Genomic DNA, 19,910 nt, shown 5'->3' with positions numbered 1-19,910 from the left:
AAGCTGCGCTAATAAACGAGCTAAATAGCACTGATAGCCCTTAAAAATAACGAACAAAAGTTGAGTAATCCGGTGGCGTAACTTTCGTTGCAGATTTTAGTTGTGGTGTACCCAAGTAGAGGAACCCAACAATTTCATCTTGATCACGACAAGCAAAACCTTGACGAACAACCGGATGGTGAGTCCAAGATCCCGTGCGCCAAATCCCATTGTATCCCTGCGCTAAGGCTGCCATTTGCATTGCTTGAACCGCACAGCCAGCAGAAACCACCTGTTCCCAGTTAGGCACTTTGGGATTCTCAGTGACATGGGCAATGACAGTGATAATTAAAGGTGCCCGAAAAGGTGCCTGCTTTGCCTTCTCTAACACCGCCTCGTCTGCACCATCGTGTTGAACTGCTTTTTGTAGTAATTGACTAAAACGTTCTAAACCGTCGTTTTCGATTAATACAAAGCGCCACGGCTGCAATGTACCATGATCTGGCGCGCGCATACCCGCGTGAATAATATGCTCCAATGCCTCCCCCGTCGGGGCGGGAGTCGTCAGACGGGACGCCGAACGACGGTTAAGTAGCAATTCCAACGCATCCATCACTTTCTCCTGATAACGATTTTTATTTTCAGCACGGTAACATAAGTTGTCGTTTTGTTACCAGTGTTGGCCAAATAGCGAGGTTACTCTGCGATTTAAAGCTGACTTTTATACGTCAGGTCATTAGGATAGCCATACTTGCGCGGTTTTGTTGGAGATAACATGCACACTTTGTGGCGAATCTTTTCTGGTTTTTTCAAGTGGACCTGGCGGCTATTGAATTTTGTCAGAGAATTTATCCTTAATCTTTTCCTTATACTGCTCATTTTGGTCGGTGTAGGTGTTTATTTACAGTTTCAATCTAAGCCGGTGGAACCGGTAAAAGGTGCATTATTAGTTAATTTGAGTGGTGTGGTCGTTGATCAACCTGCCGTCAACAATAAGCTGCGTCAATTAGGACGTGAGTTATTGGGGGCATCCAGTAATCGGTTACAAGAAAACTCCCTGTTTGATGTCGTCGAAACCATTCGTCTTGCTAAAACCGATAATAATATTAATGGCATGGTGCTATCTCTGAGCGATTTTACCGGCGCTGACCAGCCTTCGTTGCAGTATATCGGCAAAGCACTGCGAGAATTCCGTGACAGCGGCAAGCCCATATATGCGGTTGGTGATAGTTACAATCAGACCCAATACTATTTAGCCAGCTTCGCTAATAAAATCTATCTATCACCTCAAGGTGCTGTCGACTTGCATGGTTTTGCGAGCAATAACCTCTATTACAAGTCGTTGCTCGAAAAACTGAAAGTCACCACCAATATCTTCCGCGTCGGAACCTATAAATCTGCCGTTGAACCTATGATTCGTGATGATATGTCACCGGCTGCTCGTGAAGCTGATAGCCGTTGGATTGGCGGGTTATGGGATAATTATCTTAGCGCAATGGCCGCCAATAGGCAGCTAACGCCGGAGCAACTGTTCCCTGGCGCAGCAGGCGTTATCAGTGGCTTACAAGCTGCAGGTGGCTCACCCGCGAAATATGCGTTGGATAATAAGCTGGTCGATCAGCTAGCTTCACGTCCCGATATGGAAACTTTTTTGGTCCAAACCTTTGGTTGGGATAAAAAGAACAACGACTTTAACTTCGTCAGTATTTATGACTATCAGCCAACGCCACCACCACAACAGGGTGAGCAGATAGCCGTTATCTTCGCAAATGGTGCCATTATTGACGGCCCGCAGACACCGGGAAATGTTGGTGGCGAAACGTTAGCAGCGCAAATTCGTCAGGCACGTTTAGACCCGAAAATCAAAGCCGTTATCCTGCGCGTTAATAGCCCAGGTGGTAGTGTTAGTGCTTCTGAACTGATTCGTTCTGAGCTATCTGCATTGCGAGCCGCGAATAAGCCACTAGTGGTGTCAATGGGCGGTATGGCAGCATCTGGAGGTTATTGGATCTCTACACCAGCTAACTTTATTGTTGCCAGTCCAAGCACTTTAACGGGGTCGATTGGTATTTTCGGTGTCATTAATACCTTCCAAAATTCACTCGAAAGTATTGGCGTACATACGGACGGCGTGGCCACCTCACCTTTAGCTGATATTTCAATAACTAAAAACTTGCCGCCTGAGTTCTCTCAGATGATGCAAATTAATATCGAAAATGGTTATAAGACCTTTATTGATTTGGTCGCAACTTCTCGCCACAAAACACCAGAACAGGTGGACCAAATCGCTCAAGGTCATGTGTGGATTGGATTAGATGCGAAAAATAACGGCTTAGTCGATCAATTGGGTGACTTTGATGATGCTGTGAAGAAAGTGGCAGAATTAGCCCAACTGAAAACGTGGCAATTGAATTGGTTTGTGGATGAGCCTAGCCTGACTGATTTGATTTTCGGCCAGATGAGTGCTTCAGTGCAGGCGATGTTGCCATCGGCTATTCAAGCATGGCTACCCGCACCGATTTCAGCAGTAGCGCAAATGGTTAATGACCAACCGAACTTGCTTAATACGCTGAATGACCCACAGAACCGCTATGCGTTGTGTCTAACTTGTGGTGATGTTCGCTAGTACCTTCGTGATATTTGCTAGAAAAAACAACAACCGATCCTGCCCAGCCTATGCTGGGCTTTTTTTCCTCACCAGTCTCCCTATAATTCATCTATCTCATTCAGCGTTTTTCAGGTCCCAATGCTCATGCAGAAAAAATCTATTTATGTCGCCTATACGGGCGGTACTATTGGTATGCAACGTTCAGAAAATGGATACATTCCTGTGTCCGGCCATTTGCAACGTCAGCTTGCCCTGATGCCAGAATTCCATCGGCCTGAAATGCCAGATTTCACTATCCATGAGTATGCGCCATTGATTGACTCCTCAGACATGACGCCTGAAGACTGGCAGCATATCGCTAATGACATTCAACAGAATTACGATTTGTACGACGGATTTGTCATTTTGCATGGTACCGATACCATGGCTTTTACCGCCTCAGCCCTCTCCTTCATGCTTGAAAATTTGTCCAAACCAGTGATTGTTACCGGTTCACAAATTCCCTTGGCCGAACTGCGTTCTGACGGCCAAACCAACTTGCTCAATGCCCTTTATCTCGCCGCTAATCATCCCGTCAATGAAGTCAGCTTGTTCTTTAACAACAAACTATTTCGGGGTAATCGCACCACCAAAGCCCATGCTGACGGCTTTGATGCTTTTGCCTCGCCGAATCTATCCGTCCTGCTCGAAGCGGGTATCCACATTCGTCGCATCGCATCCGTTGAGTCACCGGTAAATAACGGCCCCCTCACCGTCCATAACATCACACCGCAACCAATAGGCGTAGTCACTATCTACCCCGGCATCTCAGGTGCCGTCGTGCGTAATTTTTTACTCCAGCCGGTAAAAGCTTTGATTTTACGATCTTATGGCGTAGGGAATGCCCCGCAAAAAGCAGAATTGCTCGATGAGCTAAAAAATGCCAGCGAGCGCGGTATCGTGGTGATAAATCTAACTCAATGTATTTCTGGTAGCGTCAATATGGAAGGCTATGCAACCGGCAATGCCTTAGCGCATGCTGGGGTAATCAGCGGCTTTGATATGACGGTTGAAGCCGCACTAACAAAGTTGCATTATTTGTTAAGCCAAACGCTCTCCCCTGAAGAGATTCGCCGGTTAATGCAACAAAACCTACGTGGCGAGTTAACGGATACTCACTGATCCTGCGGAGCATCAATGAACACGGCTCTACTCTTAGTTGATTTACAAAATGATTTTTGCCCCGGTGGCGCACTGCCAGTCTCTGAAGGTGATAGCGTCATCGCAGTTGCAAATCACGTCATCAATGCTTGCCTCAATCTCGATATACCCATTATTGCCAGCCAAGATTGGCACCCTGTAGAACATCGCAGTTTTGCGGTTAACTCAAATGCAGAGCCATGGACTATCGGAGATTTAAATGGTTTGGCGCAGGTATGGTGGCCAGTGCATTGTGTGCAAGATACCCTTGGGTCGGCATGGCATCCACAGTTACAACATGAGGCGATCATGGCGACCTTTCGCAAAGGACAAGATCCCGAGATTGATAGCTACAGTGCTTTCTTTGACAACGATCGGCGGGCTAAAACACTGCTTGATGATTGGCTGAAACAACAAGATATCAACCATCTGCTTGTGATGGGACTGGCGACGGACTACTGCGTGAAATACAGCGTGTTAGACGCCTTAGCGCTTGGGTATAAAGCCACTGTCATTGTCGACGGCTGCCGAGGCGTAAACATACAACCGCAGGATAGCCAGCAAGCATTTGATGCCATGCGTGATGCGGGCGCAGAATTACTGACTTTGGCGCAACTGTTGGACCCTGTTAACACGAACCAAAAATAGCACCCGATTCGATATAAACTTTAACGGAGCCAATCGGCTCCGTTGTTCACACTGTAATTGTTGTTCAGACTGTTAACCAGTGCCAATCATCTCGAAGGACATTCCTTACTCTGGCTTTAATTTCACCAATGTCGGTTGGCTGAATTGCTGCTTCAGCTCTTGCTTGGTTTTCATCACTATCTGGCCATCAGTGCCAATACTCATATGTTGAGCATCCTTGTTATGGCGCGCCTGCCACAACATCACTATTTGCAGGCTATTCTCTTTTTGCTCAGGTGTCAGCGCCACACCATCCGGCCATTTACCCAGTTCAACTGCCTGCACTAAACGTTGATATATTTCAGGGTTCATCACTGAAATCAGGTCTTCAAGCTCCATCAGAGCATCCTTAGCGAAATGAATAACAAGCTGAATCGATTTTTCATGTATCAAAATGTTGCATCGGCACTATCTCAACCGGCCGTTTGTTCACCATTCTGATCATCAACAAAATTCAGCGATGCTGAGTTAACGCAATAGCGCTCACCCGTAGGCTGTGGACCATCAGGGAAAACATGCCCCAAGTGCGCATCACAATTGCCACAGCGAATCTCAACCCGATGCATATTATGTGAATAATCATCAATATAGCGAATAGATTCAGCATCTATGGGTTGGTAAAAACTCGGCCAACCACAACCTGAATCAAATTTTGATTCAGAGATAAAAAGGGGTTGATGGCAGCATAAGCATTGATAGACCCCCTCACGCTTGTTATGCAGCAATTTGCCGCTAAAGGGGGCTTCAGTCCCATGCTGTTGGGTGACATGCCGTTGAATGTCAGACAGTTTCTCAATATTTTCTGTAGGGTTCAGTTCTTTAGCCATTTGTGCGATTCTCTGGCGGGGAATAAAGTCAACGAAAACAACATCTAATAATAACAAAAAATTAACAACAAAGCATTTAAAATTGTCCTAAACTGTATGCCATCGAAGTGGAGACGGAATAATTGTGATAAAAATCTCAAATATTACGGATTCTCACTTTAAACTGAATAATTCGCCCCAATATAAAAAAGAGGCTAATCGTATCTGGAAACGCGTGATTAATGTTCGATCTACCCTGCTTGGTTTGATTTGTAGCAATAATTGACACGATTCCGCTTGACGCTCGGTAAGGTTTTTGTAATTTTACAACCAACCTTTTATTCACTAACAAATAGCTGGTGGAATATATGACTATCAAAGTAGGTATCAACGGTTTTGGCCGTATCGGTCGCATTGTTTTCCGTGCTGCTCAGGAACGTTCTGACATCGAAATCGTTGCAATCAACGATCTGTTGGATGCTGACTACATGGCATACATGCTGAAATACGACTCAACACACGGTCGTTTCAACGGTACTGTCGAAGTAAAAGACGGCCATCTGGTTGTTAACGGTAAAACCATCCGTGTTACCGCAGAGAGAGATCCGGCTAACCTGAAGTGGAACGAAGTTAACGTTGACGTAGTTGCTGAAGCAACTGGCCTGTTCCTGACCGACGAAACTGCACGTAAGCACATCGCTGCTGGCGCGAAGAAAGTTGTTCTGACTGGTCCTTCTAAAGACGACACCCCTATGTTTGTTATGGGCGTTAACCACAAAGCTTATGCTGGCCAAGAAATCGTTTCTAACGCTTCTTGCACCACTAACTGCTTGGCTCCACTGGCTAAAGTTATCAACGACAAATTCGGTATCGTTGAAGCGCTGATGACCACTGTGCATGCGACTACCGCAACTCAGAAGACTGTTGATGGCCCGTCTCACAAAGACTGGCGCGGCGGCCGCGGCGCATCCCAGAACATCATCCCTTCATCTACTGGCGCAGCTAAAGCTGTAGGTAAAGTTATCCCAGAGCTGAACGGCAAACTGACTGGTATGGCGTTCCGCGTTCCTACCCCTAACGTTTCTGTTGTTGACCTGACTGCACGTCTGGAAAAACCAGCTTCTTACAAAGAAATCTGTGCTGCAATCAAAGCGGCTTCAGAAGGCGAGCTGAAAGGCGTTCTGGGTTACACCGAAGATGACGTTGTTTCTACCGACTTCAACGGCGAAAAACTGACTTCAGTCTTCGACGCTAAAGCAGGTATCGCACTGAACGACAACTTCGTGAAACTGGTTTCTTGGTACGATAACGAAACTGGCTACTCAAACAAAGTTCTGGATCTGATCTCCCACATCTCCAAATAATGGATTGATGTCGAGTTCTGCCAAAAGCCACCTTCGGGTGGCTTTTTTATTGGCCCTCAATCGCCTCCCCCCACTAAAACGGTCAATAAATGACGAGACGTTTCGCATTTATGCCACTTTCTACTAGCACCTCACATATCAGTACCGTAGTAATACGTTCAGGAACTTACTTTTACAAATACTGGTATCTACGGACAGATGCGCTTCAATATCCCAGTTCGGGATATTGAAGCGCATCTGTCCCATTAAGGGACTATTATTACCATTATGAGAATCATCGCCATCAGTGCATTAACGACGTTCTGGGCTAAACATCCTGAGACAGAACAGCCGCTAAAAGCTTGGATTGATGAAGTTAAGCATGCTCAGTGGGCTACCCCCTGTGATATAAAAGCTCAGTTTCGCAGTGCGAGCGTCCTAAAAAGCCGACGAGTCGTATTTAACATCAAGGGAAATGATTATCGAATGATTACCGCTATTGCTTATCGTTTTGGGGCGGTATACATAAAATTTATTGGTTCGCATAGACAGTATGACAGTGTAGATGCAGACCATGTCGAGTTGGAGTAAGTAATAATGATAATCCGGCCAATCCGCAATGAAGAAGATTATCGCGCAGCATTAAAAGCGGTATCTCCACTGTTTGATAATGAGCCAGAACCCAATACCCCTGAAGGTGATTTTTTAGAGGTCATGATTGTCTTGATTGAAGCCTACGAACAAAAGCACTTTCCGGTTGATCTGCCCGACCCAGTCGAGGCGATTAAATTTCGTATGGAACAATCATGTCTAAGCGCAAAAGATCTTATGCCCGCGATTGGCAGAAGCAATCGTGTCTATGAAATACTTAATCGCAAACGTAGCCTAACTCTACCAATGATCTGGAAATTGCATACCCTGTTCGGGATACCAGCAGAGAGTTTGATAAAACCCATGCAACTGAAATAGTCACATTTACTTTTCTAAAGCAGGTCATTATTTTTCAGTTAATGAATGGTGCGAATAAGCAGGTCTGGGGGTTCAAGAAGGACAGGAATAAATTGCGCAATATCAATGATTCACCACAACTATCCGCTGCGTTTGCTGCAAGTCTTAATGCCTGTGATATTATCGAATAACTGAAGTTCAATTGATCTCAAGCTCCCTTTCCCATAAGGCTAAACGAATGAACGAGAAAGTATTCACCCTTCCTGTTGTTGAACAAATTTCACCTTACATCAGCCAACGTCAGTTAGATGATTTGCCTATCGTGGTGGTATCCCATCCGAAGGTGCGTGCTGCTGTGAGTTTGCAAGGTGCACACTTGTTAGCTTACCAACCGAGCGGTGAACAACCTATTATTTGGCTTAGCAACAACACGCCATTTAAAGACGGTGTCGCTATTCGTGGTGGTGTACCCATTTGTTGGCCTTGGTTTGGTCCATCTGCACAACCGTCACACGGTTTTGCGCGTCTTCTTCCTTGGACACTTAGTGCCCATGATGAGAATGAAAATGGGGTGATTCTGACCTTCACCTTGGAAGACAGCGATGCCTCACGTAAATTCTGGCCTCATCCATTCACGTTAATCGCCCGCTTTAAATTGGGGGATGAATGCGAGATGGAGCTAGAATCGCACGGTGATTATCAAGCCGTTGCTGCACTGCATACTTACTTCCAGATTGGCGATATCAACCAGATTAAGGTAAGCGGGCTGGGTGAGACATATTTCGATAAAGTACTTAAAATTGCGGATGCAAAACAGCAAGGCGATTTAGTCTTTGAGGGTCAAACTGACCGTATCTATACACAACCTGATGCCTATAGCCTGATTAAGGATGCGGCCCTGAAACGTACGATTGAAGTGCATCATCATCATCAAAGTGATGTTGTCGCTTGGAATCCAGGAGCTGAACTGGCGAGTAGCATGGTTGACATGCCAAATGATGGCTATAAAACGATGGTTTGCGTAGAAACAGCGCGTGTGAATAAGCCTTTGGTCGCGACACCTGATTCGCCTGCCCGCTTGGCGATGACGATTCGTAGCCGCAAAAACGCCTGATAGTAGCATCGGCTATGGACACAAAAATGGGGCTTAATGCCCCATTTTTTATTGCTTAAATAGCATGCAAAAAATGATGCTCGCTATATTAGCGGAAAGTATAAGTCACACCCGTCCACAATATGCCGGTATATGACGCATCAACCATCGGGCTATTTTTCACTTCACTTGCTAAACGAATATAACGACCAGTGAAGAACGCGTTCCAATTTGGATTGATGTTGTAGTTCGCGGTTAACTCAACATACGGCGCCCAACTGTCGCTTGGGTTATATTGAGCTAATCCACTGCGTGCAGATTCTTCACGACTTACGCCATAATAATAGCTATTTTGATCACCGCTGTTCCAACTGACACCAACGCCCGGCGTTAATGTCCAGCTATCAACGTTATAGCGATAAAGGTAAGCAAGATCACCGATAAAGCCACCGCTATTATCAAGCACATCGCCAGAGAACATCGCTCGCAACGTCCCCCAATCCTCAATATGAGAATATGACATCCCTGCCATCATGGTGCTGCGACGTTTGTCCAACTGCTTCATCTGGTAGTCATCACTGTCACCTGGCGTAAAGTGCAGCGGTAAATAATAAGCATCGATTGATAAGCGGTTACTGTCGTCTTTCCAGAGGTAATAACCTGCAGCCAAAGTGCGGAAATAGAAATTATCACTTTCGTAAGAAACGATTGGGACTGGATAGACGCGGTCATTCTTTCCGCGATAAGGGTCTGGACTGACTAATGCAGAAGCCCCCAGAGACCAGGTTCCTGCCATTGCGGTTGGCATACACACAGCCGTTACCACAGCCAATGCCGCCAGCGTCTTTATTTGCTTCATTTTTGTATCGTTCTTTTTCACAGATGAAATCCCATAGATAACAAAATAATTAGTTAACTTAGTGTAAATCAATTGGTTGCCAGTGGCGAAATCTTTACACAGGTTAGCCTGATATCCCTATTGTTTTTACAACTCATCACCGGTAATAGACGGAATGATAACCTAAAAATTTACGTAGATTTGATTACAATAAAATAACGAGATATTCGAATTGATAACCACGATGAATCTTATATAAAAAACTAGCAACGAATTAAAAAATAGCTTTAATTACCGATTAATGGTTATTTATTGTTCTTAGGGTGGAAAATTGTTAGTCAAGGGTTACTTGACCTTTAGAGGAGACGCGACCATAACAATAAGGTAGTAGTTTCAAAATTTTAACCCAATAAAGCGCTACTACTATTTTGAGTTCCCAACCATTCAAACAGGACGGGCATCGCTATGAACATATTTGATCACTATCGCCAACGCTATGAGGCGGCCAAGGACGAAGAGTTCACACTGCAGGAGTTCCTCACCATCTGCCAGCAAGATCGCAGTGCTTATGCCAATGCGGCTGAGCGTTTGCTAATGGCTATCGGTGAACCAGTCATGGTCGATACCGCACTTGAGTCCCGCATGTCTCGGCTGTTTTCTAACCGCGTCATTGCGCGCTACCCTGCTTTTGAAGAGTTTTATGGCATGGAAGAAGCCATAGAACAGATTGTGTCCTATCTCAAACATGCCGCTCAAGGGTTGGAAGAGAAGAAACAAATTCTGTATCTGCTGGGCCCAGTAGGTGGGGGGAAATCTTCACTGGCTGAACGTCTGAAAGCGCTGATGCAGCGAGTCCCTATCTACATATTAAGTGCCAATGGAGAGCGTAGTCCGGTCAATGATCACCCACTGTGTTTGTTCAACCCGCAAGAGGATGCATCGATTCTGGCCAAGGAATACAGTATTCCTAGCCGTTATCTTGGCACGATCATGTCACCATGGGCCGCTAAACGCCTTCATGAATTTGGCGGAGACATCACTAAGTTCAAAGTCATCAAAGTCTGGCCTTCAATTCTTGAACAGATTGCGATTGCAAAAACAGAACCCGGTGATGAAAACAATCAGGATATCTCTGCGTTAGTCGGTAAAGTGGATATCCGTAAGTTGGAAAATCATGCCCAAAACGACCCTGATGCCTATGGCTATTCCGGTGCTTTGTGCCGCGCAAACCAAGGGATAATGGAATTTGTCGAAATGTTCAAAGCACCAATTAAGGTGCTGCATCCGCTGCTGACTGCAACACAGGAAGGCAACTATAACGGGACTGAGGGGATATCTGCCCTGCCATTCAGTGGCATTATTCTTGCTCACTCGAATGAATCAGAATGGGTCACCTTCCGCAATAACAAAAACAATGAAGCATTCCTTGACCGTGTTTATATCGTCAAGGTGCCTTATTGCCTGCGTGTATCGGAAGAGATCAAGATCTACGACAAACTGTTAAATCACAGTGAGTTGACCCATGCGCCCTGCGCGCCCGGCACGTTGGAAACACTGGCTCGTTTCTCGATTCTGTCTCGAATGAAAGAACCGGAAAACTCCAGTATTTACTCCAAAATGCGGGTGTATGACGGCGAAAGCCTGAAAGATACCGATCCGAAAGCCAAGTCTTATCAAGAGTATCGAGACTACGCTGGTGTAGATGAAGGGATGAACGGCCTTTCGACTCGTTTTGCCTTTAAAATCCTGTCGAGAGTGTTTAACTTTGACCATGCTGAAGTTGCCGCCAACCCCGTACACCTGTTCTATGTGTTGGAGCAACAGATCGAGCGTGAGCAATTCCAGCAAGATGTCGCGGAAAAATATCTCGAACATCTGAAAGGTTATCTGATCCCGAAATACGCCGAATTTATCGGTAAAGAGATTCAGACCGCTTATCTGGAGTCCTATTCAGAGTATGGACAGAACATTTTTGACCGCTATGTTATCTATGCCGACTTCTGGATTCAGGATCAGGAGTACCGTGACCCAGATACTGGACAGTTATTCGACCGTGAGTCGCTGAATGCTGAATTGGAGAAAATTGAAAAACCTGCGGGTATCAGCAACCCGAAAGATTTCCGTAATGAAATCGTCAATTTTGTCTTGCGCGCCAGAGCGAATAACAATGGCCGTAATCCAAACTGGACCAGTTACGAGAAGCTGCGCACAGTGATCGAGAAGAAAATGTTCTCGAATACGGAAGAATTGCTGCCAGTGATTTCCTTTAATGCTAAGACCTCGACGGATGAGCAGAAGAAACATGATGACTTTGTCGATCGGATGATGGAAAAAGGTTATACCCGTAAGCAGGTTCGCTTGCTGTGTGAATGGTATCTGCGGGTAAGAAAATCATCATAACCCTAATATCGATATATTTCGGTATCAGGTATAGCCCCAAAAACTTTCGTGCTGTGGAAGCAGAATAAAGCCCCAGCCACTTAGTCCGCTAAGTGGCTGGGGTGAGTCAAGGCAGCCCTAGGAGCTTAGTCCGCTAAGTGACTAGGATGAGTAAAGGCAGCCAACACAGCAACAGCGCGATAAATACAGGGGATAGCCCCAAAGCTTTCGTGTTGTAGCAAGGCGGCAACTGAACGAGGCCCTAGGAGCTTAGTCCGCTAAGTGACTAGGGTGAGTAAAGGCAGCCAACACAGCAACAGCGCGAAAGATGCAGGGGATGGTGGCAAAGTCGTTTGGGGGACATATGGGCTACTTCATTGACAGACGACTTAACGGCAAAAACAAAAGCATGGTCAATCGCCAACGCTTTTTACGCCGCTATAAGTCGCAAATTAAACAGTCTATTTCCGATGCCATCAATAAAAGATCCGTTACTGATATTGAGAGCGGAGAGTCGGTCTCGATACCTATTGATGATATCAACGAGCCAATGTTCCATCAGGGTCGAGGGGGATTACGTCATCGGGTGCATCCCGGCAACGACCATTTTGTCACCAATGATCGGGTCGAGCGCCCTCAAGGTGGCGGTGGCGGCAGCGGTAGTGGTCAAGGGAATGCGGGCCAGGACGGTGAAGGTGAGGATGAATTCGTCTTTCAGATTTCCAAAGATGAGTATCTTGACTTGCTATTTGAAGATCTCGCCCTGCCCAACCTGAAGAAAAACCAGTACAAGCAGTTGACCGAATTTAAAACTCACCGTGCGGGCTACACCTCTAATGGGGTACCTGCCAATATCAGCGTGGTGCGATCGCTGCAAAATTCACTCGCTCGGCGTACTGCCATGACCGCCAGTAAACGCCGTGAACTACGCGAGTTGGAAGAAACGCTCAGTGTGTTGGAAAACTCTGAACCAGCACAACTGCTGGAAGAAGAACGCGTACGTAAAGCCATTGCTGAGTTAAAGCAAAAAATCGCCCGTGTCCCTTTTATTGATACGTTTGATCTACGTTATAAAAACTATGAGCGCCGGCCCGAGCCCTCCAGCCAAGCGGTCATGTTCTGTTTGATGGACGTGTCAGGATCAATGGATCAAGCCACAAAAGACATGGCAAAACGTTTTTATATCTTGCTTTATCTATTCCTGAGCCGGACCTATAAAAATGTGGATGTGGTGTATATCCGTCACCATACCCAAGCCAAAGAAGTGGACGAACAGGAATTCTTCTATTCGCAAGAAACTGGCGGAACCATCGTCTCCAGCGCGTTAAAGTTGATGGATGAAGTGGTGCAGGAGCGTTATGACCCCGCACAGTGGAATATCTATGCTGCCCAAGCCTCTGATGGGGATAACTGGGCTGACGATTCACCACTGTGTCATGATTTGCTGGCGAAGAAGCTCCTACCGATGGTGCGTTATTACAGTTACATTGAAATTACCCGTCGCGCTCATCAAACGTTGTGGCGTGAATATGAGGATTTACAGGCCAATTTTGAGAATTTTGCCATGCAGCATATTCGCGAACCTGAAGATATTTACCCCGTGTTCCGCGAATTGTTCCATAGACAAACTGTTGATAGTTGATATTAAATTGCCGGAAAGTCCTCCTACTGAGAAATCTCTGATGCAGGAGTGGTTTTCCGGCTTTTTCTTGAGCTAAAATTATCACTCCTCGTTATTTTTAGAGTTATTCCATGAAATGGCATGATGGACTGCGGCAACCCGGCGTATTGGCAGCACTGACTGCTGCGCTGTTATTTGGTGCTGGAACCCCGCTCGCAAAGCTATTACTCAACACGGTTAGCCCGTGGCTATTGGCAGGTTTGCTGTACTTTGGCTCAGGTGCAGGTCTGGCACTCTATCGGCTGGTCGCCCGTTCACCTTCCGTTAGCCTGCCGCGAAACGAATTATTGTGGTTTATCGGCGCGATTACGGCCGGTGGCGTTATCGCCCCCGTACTTCTGATGATAGGCCTTACCGGAATGCCTGCATCAGGGGCTTCATTATTGCTCAACGCCGAGGGTGTTTTTACCGCGCTGCTTGCATGGTTTGCCTTTAAAGAGAATTTTGATCGCCGTATTGCGCTAGGCATGATCGTAATTGTGGCAGGTGCCGCCATTCTCAGTTGGCCCGGCGAGGCGCATTTTGCGGGTTTGTGGCCTACGTTGGCTATCTTAGGTGCCTGTTTCGCCTGGGGTATTGACAATAATCTGACCCGAAAAGTGTCGTTAACCGATGCAACGTGGATTGCCAGTGTCAAAGGACTGGTGGCGGGTATCGTCAATCTCAGCCTTGCTTTCGTACTCGGCGCTACCTTACCTCCATTGCTTAATTTAACCGGTGCGTTATTGGTCGGGTTCTTTGCCTATGGTGTCAGTTTAGCGTTGTTTGTGATTGGCTTACGCCATCTTGGTACCGCGCGCACTGGCGCTTATTTCTCTATTGCGCCGTTCTTGGGTGCTGTATTAGCGGTTATGATGGGTGACACTGTCACGATACCATTGATATTGGCTGGCCTGCTGATGGCGATAGGCATTTGGTTGCATCTGACTGAAAGACATGAGCACCAACACATCCACGACGAGTTAGAACACGAGCATTTACATAGCCATGATGAACATCATCATCATACTCACGATGACCCCGTCGATATGGGAGTACCCCATAAGCATCGTCATCAACATCATCCAATGACGCATACTCATGTGCATTTTCCCGACTCACATCACCGCCACAAACATTAAGTCGATATTTGCCACAGACGCTATTTGCCACAGGTAACGGATCAGCCTCCCTCCACTACCTGTCATCTAGCTGGCTAAAGCGCAACGCCAGATAATCCAGCACGCTACGGACAGACGGAAGCAAACCTCGCCGTGAGGGAAAGACCGCGTGGATTATTTCATGACGCAGTGACCACGTTGGCAGTAGCTGAACTAATGACCCTTGCGCCAGTTGTTCTGCCACCATCATGACGGGAAGTTGTACTGCTCCAACGCCACGTTGCGCCGCACTGCGTAATGTGGTCATATCTGCCGTCACCAATCGAGGTTGATGATAAACAGCCGCATGTGCGCCATCAGGCCCGTCTAGACGCCAAATAAACTCTTGCTGAGGTTGCCCTAAGCCAACACTCGGCCAACCGCTCAAATCAGCGGGCATATTGACTTCACCTTGCCGTGCAATTAATTCAGGACTGGCAACTAAACATTGGCAGCGATTACCCAAAATTTTCAGTACTAGATCGCTATCTTGCAATGGCGGTGGCCGGACACGGATAGCGATATCAATGGCTTCAGCCACCAGATCAACCTGCCGATTCGTTGACTCGAGATGAATAGTGACCAAGGGGCAACTGGCCATAAAATCTGCCAACATGCTACTGACTGTGGTCTGCAACAGCGCGACAGGGCAAGTGATGCGCACCACGCCTCGTGGCTCTGCACGCGTCAGATCAATCGACTCCTGAGCCGCACGCGCCTCTTCTAGCATTGCTTTGCAATGCTCGTAATAGGTGCGACCTACATCCGTTACCGCAAAGCGCCGTGTTGAACGTTGGATTAACCGTACACCTAACCGTTCCTCTAACAACGCCAACCGCCGACTTAGCTTTGATTTGGGTAAACCTAATACCCGAGCTGCGGCACTGAAACCGCCGTGCTCGACCACTTCAGCGTAATAGTAAAGATCATTGAGATCTTGCATGTCTGCCTCGCCGTTATCGTCCTACCACCCTTATTGTTCCAATAATAGGACACTAATAAGTAATTTTGCTACCTAGCGCCTCAATTATCCTAAATATATACTTTCTCCCACTTGGAGCAGAAGGGTTTAACAGTAGGATGGCGGTATCGTATTACGCTGTCATCAGCGCTATCTGCTACAAAAAACATCTGAAATAGAAACGACGTTGCGAGGAGATTGAGATGAAAAAAGTCCAAGGTATTTATCGCGCACCACGCCAACATTGGGTCGGTGATGGTTTCCCTGTGCGTTCACTATTTTCGTATCAAAGCCATGGCAAACAGCTAAGCCCGTTCTTGCTGTTAGACTATGCAGGGCCCGCAGATTTTACCCCAACAACACACCGTAGAGGGGTTGGGCAGCATCCACATCGTGGCTTTGAAACCGTCACCATCGTTTATCATGGCGAAGTTGAGCACCGAGATTCAACCGGTAAAGGCGGTGTTATCGGTCCTGGTGATGTGCAATGGATGACAGCAGGCGGCGGTATTTTGCATGAAGAATTTCATGCTGATAGCTTTGCCCAGAAAGGTGGTGCCTTTGAAATGGTACAGCTGTGGGTCAACTTGCCTGCAAAGGATAAAATGGCCGCCCCTGGCTATCAGGCGATCCGCAGTGAAAATATTCCACAGGTTGCGTTGCCGGACGATGCGGGGAGTCTGCGGGTAATCGCGGGTGATTACGCTAATACACTGGGGCCTGCCCATACGTTCTCTCCCCTTAACGTTTGGGATATCCGGTTGAATCCGGGGAAAGTGGCTGAGTTTTCTCTGCCCGTTGGTTGGAATACGGCTTTAATCGTCCTTCGGGGTAGCGTATTAGTCAATGGTGATGCGATTGCGCGTGATGCTGAGATGGTGCTGCTGGATGCGGCGGGCAGTCATGTGAGTATCGAAGCCAACAATGATGCCCTGCTATTGTTACTCAGTGGTGAGCCCATTGATGAGCCGATCGTCGGTTACGGGCCATTTGTTATGAACTCACAACAGCAGATAAATGAAGCTATTGCTGATTTTAACAGTGGCCGTTTCGGCTCGATGGATAGCCCGTCATAATATCGACCATTATTGCCATTACCCGACCATCGTTTTGTCGGGTAATGGCATTCATCTTATTTTCAAAAATATGATTAATTCCCGCCTCTTCCCCAGCTTTAAATAGAGAAGCTGCTGTCACGAGCCAGCATCAAAAACGCCTATTTACCCACCAACTTATGGGCTAAACTTAATTTGTTAATGTTGCCAATATTCTGCGGCTGAAGATAGATAAAGAGTCGATAAATAAGACTGTCGTATCTTTCATGCCCGCCTTATTATTTTTGTTGTAAATTTAGCTTTATCCTATGTCTTTTATCAAAAAATGGTGTTATCTCAATGGCTACTAAGGTGAGCTTATTTAAATAATTGACTGCCAAGCGCTTCTTTCGCATAGGAATTCACCATGAAGCCCAAAAAAACATCAGTATTGCAAGAAGCTCCGCAGTCTGAATACAACGACAACGACGCGCTATTAAGCGCGCTAGACAGTTCATTAGCCATTATTGAGTTCGACCTTTCCAGTCGTATTATTGCGGTTAACCAAAACTATCTTGATTATTTTGGCTATGAACGTGATGAAGTTATTGGTCAGTATCATTTAATGTTTTGCCACCCCAATTACGCCACCAGCGAAGAATACCAAATGCTGAAAAAATGTTTGCTGGCGGGGCAATCTCTGGAAGGCCACTTTGAACGATTACATAAAGACGGTTCAACTGTCTGGTTGGCTGCGATTTATCAGCCCGTCCCAGGCCCCGACGGTACCGTGACTCGGATGGTAAAAATTGCCAAAGACATCACTTTTTTAATTGAACAACAAAAAGCGACGCAAGAATGGGTACAGCTTTTAACACAATTAACCGATCGTAGTGACAGTGCGATGTTTATCGCAGCAAATAGTGAGTTTGGTCAGCGTGCAGTTTATATCAATCAGGGCTTTACCAAGCTTTTCGGTTATACCCCAGAACAGGCGCTGGGACAGAATATGGTTGATTTACTCCAAAGCGATCACCCTGAACAACTCACTATGATGGATTCAACCTCCTCAGTGGCCCAACAACAGCTACTGCCTCAAGAGCTTTTCTATAGCAAAGATCGTCAACCCCATTGGTGTTCAGCGGTTATTAACTCGCTAATCTGTGAACAAGGTAAGTCGAATTATAGTATTGGGGTACTCACCGATATCACCCTGACAAAAATGTATGAAGTGCTGCAATATAAAGTCCTTGAGGCGTTGGTTAGAGAGCGCCCACTCGATGAAGTGATGACGCTGCTGTGCCATGAAGTCGAGCGTATTGCGCCAGAGGTCACCGCGAGTATTTTACAAGCCAGCAGTCAGAATTACCTTAGCCACCTCGCTGCCCCAAGTTTACCGTTGATATACACTGCTGCACTTTCATGTGTGCCCATTGGCCCAATCGCCGGCTCATGCGGAACCGCCGCATTTCGAAAAATACCGGTTGAAGTACAAGATATCGCCACCGATCCCTTATGGGAGAACTATCGTCACCTGATTTTACCTCATGGATTTCTGGCATGTTGGTCAACGCCTATTCTATCCAGCCAAGGGCAAGTGCTGGGGACGTTTGCTTTTTACTACAAAGAAAAACGCGGCCCTAGTGAGTTTCACTACCAGTTGGTCAAACTCATTACGAGTTTGTGCTCTCTAGCGATGGAACGGGAACAATCACGTAAACAAATTCAACATTTAGCCTTCTATGATTCATTGACTGGCCTGCCAAATCGTAGTCAATTTATGGCTTATGCTAAGCAAGCTATTGCATTGGCTGGGGAGATTGGCCACAAACTTGCCGTCGTAGTGATTAATCTAGATCGCTTCAAACAAGTGAATGACTCACTCGGTCAAGCCGCAGGTGATGAGCTGCTCGCCTCAGTTGCCCAGCGTTTGCGCAACGATCTATCCAGAGGTGACATTATCGGCCGCCTGTCTGGTGATGAATTTATTATTATTTTGGCGCCTTGCACGATGCAGCAAGCAACCGTTACCGTTGAAAAAGTACTCAGTCTGATATCTCAGCCCTGCCAAATAGCAAACGTGAACATTATTCCTTCTGCCAGTATCGGGATTAGCTTGTATCCGGAGAACGGCCTAGATATGGATACATTGATGAATCATGCTGATATCGCCCTGCATAAAGCGAAAAATATGGGTCGTGGGCATTTCAATTTCTTCAGTGTCGAAATGAATAATCTCAATCAACAACGTCAGGATATGGAAGATGCTCTGCGCCATGCCTTTCATATCGGTTCGCTTGAGCTATTTTATCAGCCGCAAGTGATGCTAAAAAACGGGCTGCTATATGGCGTAGAAGCACTGAGCCGCTGGAATCATCCAATATTGGGGAATATCCCTCCGCAGCGCTTTATTCCCATTGCTGAAGAAATCGGGCTTATCAATGAACTGGCTCTGTGGGTCATTGAAACCGCCTGCAAACAGCTAGCGGACTGGCGGTTACGTGGGATTGATGTTCCCTCGGTTTCCGTGAATTTATCCCCTACTAACTTCCACAACCTAGGCCTGCCAGACATGATTCTCCATATCTTGCAGCAGTATCATTTACCCCCTGAGGATCTCACATTAGAAATCACTGAAGACATTTTGATTGAAAATAATCCGGCGGTGTTCACGACCATTGAAAAAATTCATCTATTAGGTGTACGTATTTCGATGGATGACTTCGGCACTGGGTATTCCAGTCTAAGCTACCTGCGCCGCTTAAACCTCGATGAAATCAAGCTAGATAAGAGCTTTGTGCATGACCTCGAGTCTGATGAAACGAGCCGGACGTTGAGCGAAGCCGTGATACGTATTGGGGAGAGTTTACAGCTATCTGTGATAGTGGAAGGGGTCGAAAATGAAGCCCAGCGCGCGCTGTTGGGCCGACAAGGTTATCAGATTGGCCAGGGATTCCTTTTCTCTGAAGCACTGCCGGCTGCCAAACTTGAGCATTGGCTAGAACATCGCACGATTAGTTAATAAGCGATTAGTTAATAATATGACCAGTTAATAGGACCCCATACTGATCACGCAATAAGTTAGCCGATGAATAACAAGCGATAAATTATTAGTTGTAGTAACCTATTCACTTCTCTTAAACCTCAAAAAAAGTGACATCGTCACCGCTTTGAATGGGTTTTATTAACCTTTTTCAATTGCCAGCCTATCTTCTATCGGTGCTGCTTTGTCATC

Annotated in this window: 17 protein-coding genes; 12 read left to right on the top strand and 5 right to left on the bottom strand. The window is 46.4% G+C overall.

Going from position 1 to position 19,910, the window contains the following annotated elements; all coding sequences use genetic code 11:
• Positions 1–40: 40 nt before the first annotated feature.
• Positions 41–592, bottom strand: a complete 552-nt coding sequence (locus DA391_RS10655; RefSeq protein WP_050080676.1) for an NAD(P)H nitroreductase — start codon at positions 590–592, stop codon at positions 41–43.
• A gap of 162 nt (positions 593–754) precedes the next feature.
• Between DA391_RS10655 and sppA the strand changes: the two genes are divergently transcribed.
• The 3 genes from sppA to pncA all read left to right on the top strand — a co-directional run bounded on the left by sppA (position 755) and on the right by pncA (position 4,414).
• A complete protein-coding gene (gene sppA / locus DA391_RS10650; RefSeq protein ID WP_108087688.1) occupies positions 755–2,605 on the top strand; it encodes a signal peptide peptidase SppA in 1,851 nt (616 codons plus the stop codon).
• Positions 2,606–2,731: 126 nt separating this feature from the next.
• Positions 2,732–3,748 carry an asparaginase gene (ansA, locus tag DA391_RS10645; protein WP_108087687.1) on the top strand — a complete coding sequence of 339 codons (1,017 nt, stop codon included), beginning with the start codon at positions 2,732–2,734 and terminating at the stop codon, positions 3,746–3,748.
• Positions 3,749–3,763: 15 nt separating this feature from the next.
• Positions 3,764–4,414, top strand: coding sequence for a bifunctional nicotinamidase/pyrazinamidase (pncA, locus tag DA391_RS10640; protein ID WP_050080672.1), 651 nt, complete (start codon positions 3,764–3,766; stop codon positions 4,412–4,414).
• A gap of 105 nt (positions 4,415–4,519) precedes the next feature.
• Here pncA and DA391_RS10635 read toward each other — a convergent pair whose 3' ends face one another.
• Both DA391_RS10635 and msrB read right to left on the bottom strand, forming a co-directional pair.
• Positions 4,520–4,792 carry a YeaC family protein gene (locus tag DA391_RS10635; RefSeq protein WP_108087686.1) on the bottom strand — a complete coding sequence of 91 codons (273 nt, stop codon included), beginning with the start codon at positions 4,790–4,792 and terminating at the stop codon, positions 4,520–4,522.
• A 74-nt stretch (positions 4,793–4,866) separates the two neighbouring features.
• A complete protein-coding gene (msrB, locus tag DA391_RS10630; protein ID WP_049607171.1) occupies positions 4,867–5,280 on the bottom strand; it encodes a peptide-methionine (R)-S-oxide reductase MsrB in 414 nt (137 codons plus the stop codon).
• Between the two features lie 347 nt (positions 5,281–5,627).
• Between msrB and gapA the strand changes: the two genes are divergently transcribed.
• The 4 genes from gapA to DA391_RS10610 all read left to right on the top strand — a co-directional run bounded on the left by gapA (position 5,628) and on the right by DA391_RS10610 (position 8,664).
• On the top strand, positions 5,628–6,623 hold the full coding sequence (gapA, locus tag DA391_RS10625; RefSeq protein WP_019210148.1) for a glyceraldehyde-3-phosphate dehydrogenase: 996 nt from the start codon (positions 5,628–5,630) through the stop codon (positions 6,621–6,623).
• A 267-nt stretch (positions 6,624–6,890) separates the two neighbouring features.
• Positions 6,891–7,193: a type II toxin-antitoxin system HigB family toxin gene (locus tag DA391_RS10620; RefSeq protein ID WP_050873130.1), complete on the top strand. Its 303-nt coding sequence runs from the start codon at positions 6,891–6,893 to the stop codon at positions 7,191–7,193.
• A gap of 6 nt (positions 7,194–7,199) precedes the next feature.
• Positions 7,200–7,571, top strand: coding sequence for a helix-turn-helix domain-containing protein (locus DA391_RS10615; protein ID WP_049607167.1), 372 nt, complete (start codon positions 7,200–7,202; stop codon positions 7,569–7,571).
• Positions 7,572–7,788: 217 nt separating this feature from the next.
• Entirely contained in the window at positions 7,789–8,664 is an 876-nt protein-coding gene (locus tag DA391_RS10610; RefSeq protein WP_050080670.1) for a D-hexose-6-phosphate mutarotase, read from the top strand.
• Between the two features lie 88 nt (positions 8,665–8,752).
• On the opposite strand, the gene DA391_RS10605 is transcribed toward DA391_RS10610, so the two are convergent.
• Positions 8,753–9,502 (bottom strand): MipA/OmpV family protein, encoded by a 750-nt coding sequence (locus tag DA391_RS10605; protein WP_206286184.1) that lies wholly within the window; start codon positions 9,500–9,502, stop codon positions 8,753–8,755.
• Between the two features lie 444 nt (positions 9,503–9,946).
• On the opposite strand from DA391_RS10605, the gene yeaG reads away from it, so the two are divergent.
• The 3 genes from yeaG to DA391_RS10585 all read left to right on the top strand — a co-directional run bounded on the left by yeaG (position 9,947) and on the right by DA391_RS10585 (position 14,662).
• Positions 9,947–11,881, top strand: coding sequence for a protein kinase YeaG (yeaG, locus tag DA391_RS10595; RefSeq protein ID WP_019210151.1), 1,935 nt, complete (start codon positions 9,947–9,949; stop codon positions 11,879–11,881).
• Between the two features lie 343 nt (positions 11,882–12,224).
• Positions 12,225–13,502: a YeaH/YhbH family protein gene (locus DA391_RS10590; RefSeq protein WP_057644475.1), complete on the top strand. Its 1,278-nt coding sequence runs from the start codon at positions 12,225–12,227 to the stop codon at positions 13,500–13,502.
• Between the two features lie 110 nt (positions 13,503–13,612).
• The gene (locus tag DA391_RS10585) at positions 13,613–14,662 is read left to right on the top strand and encodes a DMT family transporter (protein WP_057649415.1); all 1,050 of its coding nucleotides are present in this window, start codon (positions 13,613–13,615) and stop codon (positions 14,660–14,662) included.
• Positions 14,663–14,717: 55 nt separating this feature from the next.
• Here DA391_RS10585 and DA391_RS10580 read toward each other — a convergent pair whose 3' ends face one another.
• Complete coding sequence (locus DA391_RS10580; protein ID WP_050285696.1) at positions 14,718–15,623, bottom strand: LysR family transcriptional regulator; 906 nt, start codon at positions 15,621–15,623, stop codon at positions 14,718–14,720.
• 221 nt (positions 15,624–15,844) lie between these two features.
• On the opposite strand from DA391_RS10580, the gene DA391_RS10575 reads away from it, so the two are divergent.
• A complete protein-coding gene (locus tag DA391_RS10575) occupies positions 15,845–16,717 on the top strand; it encodes a pirin family protein (RefSeq protein WP_050080662.1) in 873 nt (290 codons plus the stop codon).
• 385 nt (positions 16,718–17,102) lie between these two features.
• Entirely contained in the window at positions 17,103–19,697 is a 2,595-nt protein-coding gene (locus tag DA391_RS10570; RefSeq protein ID WP_050080661.1) for a sensor domain-containing protein, read from the top strand.
• The last annotated feature ends 213 nt before the right edge of the window (positions 19,698–19,910 follow it).

The organism is Yersinia massiliensis, from assembly GCF_003048255.1.
GTDB lineage: Bacteria > Pseudomonadota > Gammaproteobacteria > Enterobacterales > Enterobacteriaceae > Yersinia > Yersinia massiliensis_A.
The sequence above is the reverse complement of the archived record's forward strand: the minus strand, read 5'-3'. Positions and strand labels throughout refer to the sequence as shown.